This window comes from Microbulbifer discodermiae, assembly GCF_040742695.1.
In the GTDB taxonomy this organism is placed as follows: Bacteria; Pseudomonadota; Gammaproteobacteria; order Pseudomonadales; family Cellvibrionaceae; genus Microbulbifer.
Genome location: NZ_JBFLAB010000101.1, coordinates 1 through 6004, shown reverse-complemented (window position 1 = coordinate 6004; position 6004 = coordinate 1). Strand labels below are relative to the sequence as shown.

The window sequence follows — 6004 nt, the reverse complement described above, 5'->3', positions numbered from 1 at the left end:
CCAGTGCACCTGGAATCTGCTGAGAAGTAGATTCCAGGTGAAAAAACAAACAATCTCAGGGTTGTTTTGGTCAAATTCAGGCCCGCACCAGAAAATACTGATACTGCCGTAGCGATTGTTGAGTTATTCAGACGTTCCCTAGCAATTGTAGTGCGGCTATCAGACACATGGCCCCAAACAACTTCTGGTGGCGATGCCCATGCCGGCCAAAGCTGACGGTTAAGAAATACAGGGCGCCAAGCAAAAAGGCGCCGGTCAAAATCAGCCCCATCCCCCTGTATTGTTGCACGAAAAGCCTGGGATCATTGTAGTGACCAAAGCCGATAAAGTGCAGGGGGTAGCCCAGTTCGACCAGGCTATGCTGGCCAGACAACTCCAGAATCAGTTCATTGCCTCTGTCCTTGAGCAGAGCTTCGGGCAGATAGAACACCTTATCCATGGTGCCGGGAACTTCCCGCTTGTCAGCCGCAGGCGTGCCGTTATTGCCCAATAATTGACCGTTGAGATAGACCCGACTGGCCGCCTTGCCCAATACAAACACCCCGTAAGGCGGAGTGAGCCGCCGCCAGTGCGAACTGCGATCGAAGGTGAGCCTGAGCCACAAATAGGTGTGTTGGGGGTTAACCTGATAGAGGGGTAAATCCCTACATCCCGGGCCGTCAAAATCAGGCACCCCTTCCGGTATATCCATAGGTTCGCAGACGCGGACAATAGGCGCAGCATCAAAGGGGATGGGAACCTCGGCCAGGCTACTGAGGGGGCTCATCCATAGCAGCAGCCATAGCAAATACTGCCAGGGATCAAAAAGACCTGATTTCAACGTCATCCCTTGTTGCCGCTCATCGAAAAAACGCTACCGCTTAACGGTACAGGCCGGTAAAACCGCCCGCTCGGCGAATAACGCTGGGCATCGGGGCGATGCATACGACCTAATGGCTTCAACCATTGATAAGGAGTCATAGTATGCGATTTGTAGGTTCTTTAGTAGCCACAACCCTGGCCATATATGCGCTGAGCGCCCAGGCCTCGGACGACCATTCCGAATCGGCCGAAACCCGGACTTACACCAACGAAACCCCCATAACCTTTACTGCCAATGATGGGCAAAGCACAGAAGCCTTCTCGGGTCATTTCTGGGTACCCGAGAACCGCAACAATCCACAAAGCCGAAAAATCCGCATTAATTATGTACGCTTTGCTGCTACCGGTGACGTCCAGGGGCCGCCCATGGTCTACCTGGCGGGAGGACCCGGCGGCTCGGGGATAGGGACGGCCAAGCGGAGGCGCTTTCCACTGTTTATGGCGATGCGGGAGTTCGGTGATGTCATTGCACTGGATCAACGCGGCACCGGCGAGTCGGAAAAGGCGCCAAGATGTGACTCTTCCGTCACCATCCCCTTAAAAGAAGTCGTCACTGCGAAAGCATTTGCCCAGGGATATCAGCAGGCGGCACGCGAATGCCTGGCCAGGTGGCGGGAACAGGGTATCGACGTGTACGGATACACCACCGTGCAAAATGCGTGGGATATCAATGACCTGCGCCAGCACCTGAACGCCCGGCAGGTTAACCTGTGGGGAATTTCTTACGGTAGCCACCTGGCACTCACAGCAATGAAACTGTTTCCCGAACAGATTAACAGAGCCATCCTTGCCAGTGCGGAAGGCCTGAACCAGACGGTTAAATTGCCTGCTCACACAGATGCTTATTTTGCCCGTGTCCAGCAGGTGATCGATCAGCAACCCCTAAAATCCGCTGTGGCCGACTTGCCCGCGTTGGTTAAACGAGTGCATCGACGTCTGCATGAGGCGCCTCTGAAGCTGGCCATACCGAAAAAAGATGCTAGTGAGCAGCAGATGCTGTTTCAGGCACACCACATGCAGCGCCTGGCCGGTATGATGATTGCCGATCCCAACCAATACTTGGCAATGCTGATCCGCACCTACACCGAACTGGATAAAGGCAACACCCGCACCCTGACAGGTGTTCTGCAGCGCGGTATTTTCCAGGACAAGCCGCTAAGCTTTTCCCTGATGTCGCTGGCCATGGACATGGCGTCTGGTATTACTCCTGCACGCCTGAAACTGGTGACGCGACAGGCCGAGTCGAGTCTGCTGGGGACCTGGCTGAATTTTCCGATGCCTGCGCTGAACAGGCTGGATGAAAAACTGGACCTGGGGAATGCCTTTCGCAGCGCACCGCAATCGTCGATCCCTACCTTATTATTTACTGGCACCCTGGACGGGCGAACCTACCCTGAAGGACAGAAAGCTGCGGTACGCGGCCTCAGCAATCTGACCCAGGTAAAGGTGGTGTATGGCGGGCACAACCTGTTTATGTCGTCACCCGAAGTATTGGAAAACATGCAGTTTTTTATGCAGAACAAAGCGCTTCCTAACACCACCATTACCCTGCCGTTACCAAAACTGAGCCTGCAGGAAATTGCCTCCCGGTAGTTTTCTGCTCCTGGTGACTTTATCCAGGAGCGGGCCTATTGAATGACTAAAAATTTAATATCCTTGTGAAAAAATTCTTGGGCAGAAGAAAACTTCAGGTATGGAAATTTAAACTTGTGGATTCCGCCAATACCTAAAAGGCGAGCTTTTGAAGACAAGTCATTGCCTTCTAGCAGGCTGCTGAAAAAGTGTTTTTCAGCAGCCTGCTGCCCCGAACAGGACTGTTCAGGCCACAAATCAAGTATGTAACTGCGTGATTTGTCGTGGAGGGTTTGCGGACATGCGCCGAAACCCCGGGTTGAAGAAAGCCAGGGAGGCCTTTTCAACAATCTGCCAGGGTGCCTACGTTTAATTCATTACTCCCTCAGCGGAACCTGTGGCGCCCCTTGGCAAGACGCTGCACGAAGGTCAAGGCTGCTTGTCCTCGACCAGCGGTGCAAAAAAGTCCAAGTGGCGCCACAGACCCGCCCCATGCCAAGCCGCTGTCCCAGGCAGCATGTAAAAACCCCGTAAATCCGGTGCTTCCCGGGGTTTTACTTATCCGGCCATTCCCAGTTAGCCTAATCCACCCGTCCAAATTTTATACAATATGGGCTGTATGGCTGAATGGTGACACCAAGGGCCGCGCCGCGCTCCCTTTGTCCCGGGAATTGGGGAGCCCCATAGGCTGGTGGCAGACCAGTCGTTGCTAAAAATCCACTGGCTGACCCAAGCGGGATGCTACATAATTGGCTGTTTCCCATGTAACGCAACAACAGATGGCCTGATGTATGTGGTTTAAAAACCTCCGGCTCTATCGCTTCACCAAAGAATTCACCCTGGACGCCGACAAGTTGAGCGAACTGCTGGAAGCCTTCGCCTTCACGCCCTGTGGCAGCCAGGACAGTGCCCGCTATGGCTGGGTGGCACCCCTGGGCCGCCACGGCAGTCAACTGGTGCACGCCACCAACGGCTATTTAATGATCTGTGCCAAAAAGCAGGAGAAGGTTCTTCCCGCAGCCGTGATCAATGAAAAGGTGGAAGAGCTGGCACAGGGTATTTACGAGAGAGAGGCCCGCCGGGTGGGCCGCAAAGAACGCCAAAACCTCAAGGACGATGTACTGCTGGAGATGCGCCCCAGGGCCTTTGCCCGCTCCCGCCTGCAATATGCATATATCGCCCCCGACGAGGGCCTGATCGTCGTGGATGCTTCATCCGCCTCTGCGGCAGAGGAAATGCTGGAGAATTTGCGCGAAGCCATCAGCAGCCTCGCCGTCATACCGCTCTCGGCAAAAAACCTGCCCCAGCAGGCGATGACCCACTGGCTTACCGCGACAGAAGCACCTGCACACTTTGAGTTTGGGCACGAGTGCGAGCTGCGCGACCCCAAAGACAGCGGCAGCGTTATTCGTTGCAAAAACCAGGAGCTGTGTGCCGAGGAGATTCACAACCACCTGGTGGCCGGACTGCAGGTCTATAAACTCGGGCTGGTATGGCGCGGTGGGGTCGAGTTCCTGGCAGATGAGCAGCTTGCCCTCAAGCGCGTAAAGTTCAGCGATACGCTATTGGAAAAGGCGGACAGTGTCGACAGTGAGGATGCGGCGCAGCGCTTCGATACGGAATTTGCGGTGATGACCCTTGAGATCTCCGCCATGCTCCAAGATCTGCTCGCCGCCTTTGGTGGCGTCAATACAGAGTCCGTCAGTGTCGAAGCACTGGTCGCCAAGGCCTCCCGTTCAGAAACTGAGCAGGCGGCCCGGGAAGTGGAGGAAGTGGCCTTTTGAGCCACTGATCCCGAGGGCAGCCACAAGGATTAGACGGACCAGCACGTGTGCAGGCGGCTGGTCTCCTCATCCCAGAAAACCCGCCTGCCCGACGGGTCTGAACGAAATCTCACCAGCCCTTGTGGGCTGAGATAACGAGTTGGGCCTGGCAGTTAGTTCCACTGCCAAATCACTTTTCCAGATAGCCCACAAAAACCTCCTTAACCACGCTCTTGGAGTATCCGTCTTCATGATTTCCGACGGAGAGGCCCCTCTTTACACTACCCTGTGCATTCCGGATCTACCCAAACAAAGGCAGGAAAGTCATCAATCCAATGGCAAAATCGGGAAATAACAAAAATAATTCTGAGAGCATTTCCAAATGCCTTCTAGCCAGCCATCCAAACCGGGCAAACCAGCTGACCACTCCATACCCCCTAAAGCCCATCCTGTGATAGATTTAGTCGCAATAATCATTAAAAAATCATAATAGGGCCCCGTGGCCCAGCTGCAGGCCTGCATCATATGGATAAGAAGCAGTTTTCCGAAGCGGACATCATCACCAAATGTATCCTCCCTGCCATTGAGCAGGCCGGCTGGGACCGGCACAACCAGCTGCGCCAGGAGGTAAAGTTGCGCGATGGCAAAGTGATAGTCCGCGGGCAAGTAGGTGCGCGTAAAACCGTTAAATCCGCAGATATCGTCCTCTACCTCAAACCCGGTATGCCGTTAGCCGTGATTGAGGCTAAAGCCAATAAGCACGAAGTCGGCAAAGGCATGCAACAGGCCCTCGACTACGCCAAATTACTGGATGTGCCCTTTGTATTTGCCAGCAACGGCGATGCCTTTGTGTTTCACGATAAGACCGCGCTGGACAATGGCGGCCCTCTCGAGCGGGGAATCCCTCTGAACGACTTACCCAGCCCGGAGACCCTATGGCAGAACTACTGCGCCTGGAAAGGCTACACCAAAGAACAACTGCCGGTTACCGCAACTGCCCGCCTACGCCATGCACCACAGTCAGGTGACACTGGACCGCAATCTCATTTCAGAGATTGACACTGGACATCAGCGTAACCTATGAACGAGTTCTCAAACGAGATTGGGGCTCGCCAAGAATCGCCTAGGCCGCTGACTAAATACACACAAATAACCCCAAAACGCATGGAAGATCAAAGCCGCTAAGTCTTCTCATAAATTACTCATGTAACGGATATCAAGTTGGAGATCCATAGCTGCCATTACTATAGCTAGCCTCTCTGATAATCAGGCATACAAAACATATTGCTCGCTTCGCCAGCACTAACTCAACGATGAAAGTACGTATAGAACTCTACCAAAATGTTGGATAGTGAATTGGCCGGGACAGTAGATAAAGTCCTACTTAAACGATATAAGACGAAGAAACTGCTAGAAGAAAATTTCTAAAGGATGTTTAAATGAAACTCATTGACGGAAAATATCGCCAACTTCTCCCAACCGACAGCTATTTGGGAGATGAGGTAATCATGGCTCAGGCATGGAAAAAAACCCATGCATATATGCGCACTCACAACTGGTATGCTGACACCTTGGCACTTGATGTTTCAGCGCTAAACTCAGAAAATAATGCAAAAAAGTGGGCAAAGTCAGCTATTGATGAGAGCGTCCAACTATACCGCTTAGAACTAGTGGGCCATGCGGTTAATTAGGTGGCACATTTTTGGCTCGCCGCACTGAAGCCAGTATCGTGTCGGCGCTCTTTGTCCATTTAAATGGTTTGGCAAGATCGCGGTTATGAACACGAATAAATCGCTGCAGCTCGGCCT

4 protein-coding genes and 1 pseudogene are annotated in these 6004 nt (G+C 53.2%); 4 read left to right on the top strand and 1 reads right to left on the bottom strand.

Annotated elements, in window-relative coordinates:
• Positions 1-127: 127 nt before the first annotated feature.
• Positions 128-826 carry a hypothetical protein gene (locus AB1S50_RS18645; protein WP_367152712.1) on the bottom strand — a complete coding sequence of 233 codons (699 nt, stop codon included), beginning with the start codon at positions 824-826 and terminating at the stop codon, positions 128-130.
• A gap of 137 nt (positions 827-963) precedes the next feature.
• Between AB1S50_RS18645 and AB1S50_RS18640 the strand changes: the two genes are divergently transcribed.
• The 4 genes and pseudogenes from AB1S50_RS18640 (at position 964) to AB1S50_RS18625 (ending at position 5887) form a co-directional block, all read left to right on the top strand.
• Positions 964-2454 carry an alpha/beta fold hydrolase gene (locus AB1S50_RS18640; protein ID WP_367152711.1) on the top strand — a complete coding sequence of 497 codons (1491 nt, stop codon included), beginning with the start codon at positions 964-966 and terminating at the stop codon, positions 2452-2454.
• A 770-nt stretch (positions 2455-3224) separates the two neighbouring features.
• Positions 3225-4217: a recombination-associated protein RdgC gene (gene rdgC, locus AB1S50_RS18635; RefSeq protein ID WP_367152709.1), complete on the top strand. Its 993-nt coding sequence runs from the start codon at positions 3225-3227 to the stop codon at positions 4215-4217.
• 504 nt (positions 4218-4721) lie between these two features.
• Positions 4722-5183: pseudogene (locus AB1S50_RS18630) on the top strand (type I restriction endonuclease); the annotation flags it as partial.
• 452 nt (positions 5184-5635) lie between these two features.
• Positions 5636-5887, top strand: a complete 252-nt coding sequence (locus AB1S50_RS18625) for a hypothetical protein (protein WP_367152707.1) — start codon at positions 5636-5638, stop codon at positions 5885-5887.
• The last annotated feature ends 117 nt before the right edge of the window (positions 5888-6004 follow it).

What these genes read in the sequence shown, in the direction of transcription:
- AB1S50_RS18625 (WP_367152707.1), top strand. Translation starts at nt 5,636, where the DNA reads ATGAAACTCATTGACGGAAAATATCGCCAACTTCTCCCAACCGACAGC.
- AB1S50_RS18645 (WP_367152712.1), bottom strand. Translation starts at nt 826, where the DNA reads ATGACGTTGAAATCAGGTCTTTTTGATCCCTGGCAGTATTTGCTATGG.
- rdgC (WP_367152709.1), top strand. Translation starts at nt 3,225, where the DNA reads ATGTGGTTTAAAAACCTCCGGCTCTATCGCTTCACCAAAGAATTCACC.
- AB1S50_RS18640 (WP_367152711.1), top strand. Translation starts at nt 964, where the DNA reads ATGCGATTTGTAGGTTCTTTAGTAGCCACAACCCTGGCCATATATGCG.